Annotated in this window: 3 protein-coding genes; 2 read left to right on the top strand and 1 reads right to left on the bottom strand. The window is 33.1% G+C overall.

The window, feature by feature from the left end:
- Positions 1 to 333: 333 nt before the first annotated feature.
- Positions 334 to 1,254, bottom strand: coding sequence for a ribonuclease Z (rnz, locus tag JVU85_RS01900; protein WP_204171443.1), 921 nt, complete (start codon positions 1,252 to 1,254; stop codon positions 334 to 336).
- A gap of 152 nt (positions 1,255 to 1,406) precedes the next feature.
- Here rnz and zwf point away from each other — a divergent pair, with 152 nt between their 5' ends.
- Both zwf and JVU85_RS01890 read left to right on the top strand, forming a co-directional pair.
- Entirely contained in the window at positions 1,407 to 2,891 is a 1,485-nt protein-coding gene (gene zwf / locus JVU85_RS01895; RefSeq protein WP_002511211.1) for a glucose-6-phosphate dehydrogenase, read from the top strand.
- Between the two features lie 282 nt (positions 2,892 to 3,173).
- Complete coding sequence (locus JVU85_RS01890; protein WP_204171442.1) at positions 3,174 to 4,031, top strand: AraC family transcriptional regulator; 858 nt, start codon at positions 3,174 to 3,176, stop codon at positions 4,029 to 4,031.
- The last annotated feature ends 411 nt before the right edge of the window (positions 4,032 to 4,442 follow it).

Below are 4,442 nucleotides of genomic sequence, written 5' to 3'. Positions count from 1 at the left end.
GCGTTGAAACAAGCTTGGTTTAAAGCGCATTTTCAATGCAGTCAGCTACTGCCAATATGAAAAGAGACTAGGACAATTAATATTGTCCCAGCCTCTTCAAACTGTCGATAAAGTTTACAACTTTGTTGGCAGTTTTTTTTGTACACATTCTGTGGTCACTGCCTTACCCTGTAGTCTTCGGCAAGTGCCTTTTCCGCAGGAGTCGGCTAAAGCACTGCTAATTATTAAAATAAATAATAATTAGCTATCATTTATTACGTATAGTCGATGTAATGTTAAATTTAGACATTGTGTATGAACTGAGATGAAGTAGTCCAAGGCTACTTCATCTATTTATATTTGGTAAGAGTCAAAATCATTAACAAATTGAAAACTTGGTAATGTGTCACCTTGCAATAAGTCATTATATATTGCTTCCACCTCTTCAAGTGTGTATCGATTGCTAATATGTGTTACTAGACTATGCTTAACATTAGCTTTCTGCATTAAAGCAAACACATCTTCAATGTGACTGTGGTGATAATTATTCGCTAAAGTTTTGTCGCCTTCTATGTATGTACTTTCATGCACCATAACATTCGCATTCAATGCAATTTGATATTCATTTGCGCAAGGTTTAGTATCTCCAAATATAGCAACTATGGGTCCCGGTGTCGGTGCCCCTTTAAAATCACAAGAATTGTAAATAACGTCTTCAAACTCAAACGTTTCGTGTTCTTTTACTTCATGATACTTAGGTCCCGGTTCTAGCCCTATTGATTTTAAAGCTTGAACATCTATTTTACCAGAGGTTTGTGGTGCTTCAATACGGTAACCGAATGAAGTTATACCATGATTTAAAATATCTGCTGTAACTGTAAAACCATTATGCTGATACGCAAAATGATTGTCGAGTTCAATAAATGTCAATGTGTAATTCAATCTTGATTCAGATAAAGCTAATGTTGTTTCGACAAATGATTTAATCCCTTTAGGACCTATAATGGTCAATGGTTTGCCTTCCCCACCTTGGAACGAACGACTTGTTAATAAGCCTGGTAGTCCAAAAATATGATCACCATGCATATGTGTTATGAAAATATGGTCAATTTTGCCTAACTTTATGGAATGGTGTAAGATTTGATGTTGTGTAGCCTCACCAACATCAAATAACCATATATTATTAGAATAAGGTTCTAAATTAAGTGCGATAGATTGTGTATTACGTTCTTTCGTAGGTAAGCCAGCACTTGTGCCGAAAAATGTGATTTCCATGAACGTGCCCCCTCTTCTTGAATACATTTTAGCATATAAAATTAAGAATGTTATAGTAAAGAAAAAATTGATTATAAGCAAAATGGTATGAACTATACGATTAATTAGTCTATAATTAAAGAAGATTTTAAAAAAGAATTGAGGTTTTTATCTTGAGTACTAGAAATAAGAATATACCATGTTTAATAACAATATTCGGAGCAACAGGTGATTTAAGCCACAGAAAACTATTCCCATCGTTATTTCATTTATACCAACAAGAAAATTTAAATGAGCATATTGCGATTATCGGTATAGGTAGAAGAGAGTTAACTAACGATGATTTCCGTAGTCAAGTGAAATCATCAATTCAAGAACACGTTAAAAACACCAAGCATTTAGATAAATTTATGGAACATGTTTTTTATCACAAACATGATGTGAGTGATGAAGCAAGTTATGAATCTCTACTAGAGTACAGTAATAAATTAGATAAAGAATTTAAATTAGAAGGCAATCGGCTATTTTATTTAGCGATGGCTCCAAAATTCTTTGGTGTGATTTCTGATTACTTAAAATCTTCTGGATTAACAAATACAGATGGTTTTAAACGTTTAGTAATTGAAAAACCATTTGGCACAGATTTGGCTTCAGCTGAACAATTAAATGAACAACTTCGACGTTCATTTAAAGAAGAAGAAATATATAGAATTGACCACTATCTTGGTAAAGATATGGTACAAAACATTGAAGTTTTACGTTTCGCAAATGCGATGTTCGAACCATTATGGAATAATAAATACATTTCAAATATACAAGTCACTTCTTCTGAAGTATTAGGTGTCGAAGATCGTGGCGGGTACTATGAATCAAGTGGTGCACTAAAAGATATGGTACAAAATCATATGTTACAAATGGTCGCATTATTAGCTATGGAGGCTCCTATTAGTTTAAACAGTGAAGACATTCGTGCAGAAAAAGTAAAAGCATTAAAATCTTTACGTAAACTAGAACCGGAAGAAGTAAGCCAAAACTTTGTACGTGGTCAATATGATAATGGTGTTATTGATGGACAAGAAGTAAGAAAATATCGTGATGAAGATCGTGTTGCTGAAGATTCAACGACCCCTACTTTTGTCGCTGGTAAATTGACAATTGATAACTTTAGATGGGCTGGTGTACCATTCTATATTCGTACAGGTAAACGTATGAAGAGTAAAACGATCCAAGTAGTTGTTGAATTTAAAGAAGTACCTATGAATTTATACTATGAAACAGATAAAAAATTAGATTCTAATTTATTAGTAATCAATATTCAACCAAATGAAGGCGTATCATTGCATTTAAATGCTAAGAAAAATGTTCAAGGCATTGAGACAGAACCTGTACAATTATCTTATGCTATGAGTGCACAAGATAAAATGAATACAGTTGATGCTTATGAAAACTTATTATTTGATTGTTTAAATGGTGACGCTACTAACTTTACTCATTGGGAAGAATTAAAATCAACTTGGAGATTTGTCGATGCTATTCAAAATGAATGGGATCAAACAGCACCTGAATTCCCTAACTATACTGCTGGTTCTAATGGACCATTGGAAAGTGATTTACTGTTAAGTAGAGATGGTTTCCATTGGTGGGATGATATTCATTAATAATTAAAAGCACAAAAAAGCGATAACACAGTGTCTTTTTACACTGATGTTGTCGCTTTTTTCTTTGTTCCTTTTTGTGTTATTATTTTAGTTATTGGAAACACCAACGCTACAAATTTTATAGGGCAAAATGTTACACACCAATATAGGTGTTATTAAGCTTCAAATAAGGTAAACTATACATAAGTAATAATAAGATTTTTTATAAAACGAAAGCAACTTTTGTAACATAGTTTCTGTTGCTTTATGATTTCGGCTTTGTAAGTTTTAGGAGTGAAAGTTTTGGACGTTATCAAGCAAATTCAGCAAGCAATCGTTTATATTGAAGACCATTTGCTAGAACAATTTCATTTGCAAACATTGAGTGATTACGTAGGTCTTTCACCTTATCACTTAGATCAATCATTCAAAATGATTGTTGGTTTATCACCGAGTGAGTATGCACAAGCACGAAAAATGACTGTTGCTGCACAAGAACTTCTTGATGGATCAGGTCGTTTAGTTGATATAGCAAAAAAATATCATTATGCAAATACGAATGATTTTGCATATGATTTTAGTGATTTTCATGGTATTTCACCATTACAAGCAAATGCTAAAAAAGAACGATTAAAAGTACAAAATAGGCAATATTTGAAAGTAACTACCACTGAAAAAGCACCTTATACATTTAGATTGGAAACAACTGCTGGTCTGAATTTGGTAGGTTATGCAAAATTCATTAACTCTGTAGATATTGAAAATCCGTTTAAAGTACCTGACTTTTTAGAAGATTTAGTGATAGAAGGTAAAATAACTGAGTTGCAGCGCTATAATAATATGAGTCCATATGAATTATATGTTATTAGCTGCCCTTTAGAATATGGCGTAGAAATATTTGTAGGCGTGCCGAGTGATCGATACCCTGAGCATTTAGAAAGTCGTTATTTACCAGAACGTCAATACGCTAAGTTTAATTTACAAGGTGAAATTGATTATGTAACAAATGAGGCATGGCACTATATCGAAACAAGTTTACAATTATCATTACCTTATGAACATAACAGTTTATATGTAGAAGTGTATCCTTTCGATATTTCCTTTGAGGATAGCTTTACAAAAATACAATTATGGTTACCTGTAAATCAACAAGATATTTGATTAGAGGCTGGGACAATATTGATTCGTCCTAGTTTCTTTTTATATTGACAGTTTTTATGCACACTTTCAGTGGGCACTGCCTCAGCCTGTAGTCTTCGGCTAGTGCTTTACCCACTGTAGTTGGCATAATCATTGCCAACAGGATATAGATTATATGTATCAGATGATTCGATTGGTCGACATTACTCCTACTAAGTAAATATACGAAAAAGCACTACTAATTTGACAAAGCTATATAAATAGAAAATAGACAAATCCTTCGCAAATTAATGCAAAGGATTTGTCTACGTTATGAAGGTTAGGACATCATTGATTTGTTCCAACCTCTTTTTATGTTGGAAGTTAGATGACTGCATTGAAAATGCACTTCAACCCAAGTTTGTTTCAATACTAGTCATCCTTGCCGGGGTG

Source organism: Staphylococcus sp. GDY8P72P (genome assembly GCF_016890655.1).
Lineage (GTDB): Bacteria > Bacillota > Bacilli > Staphylococcales > Staphylococcaceae > Staphylococcus > Staphylococcus arlettae.
The sequence above is the reverse complement of the archived record's forward strand: the minus strand, read 5'-3'. Positions and strand labels throughout refer to the sequence as shown.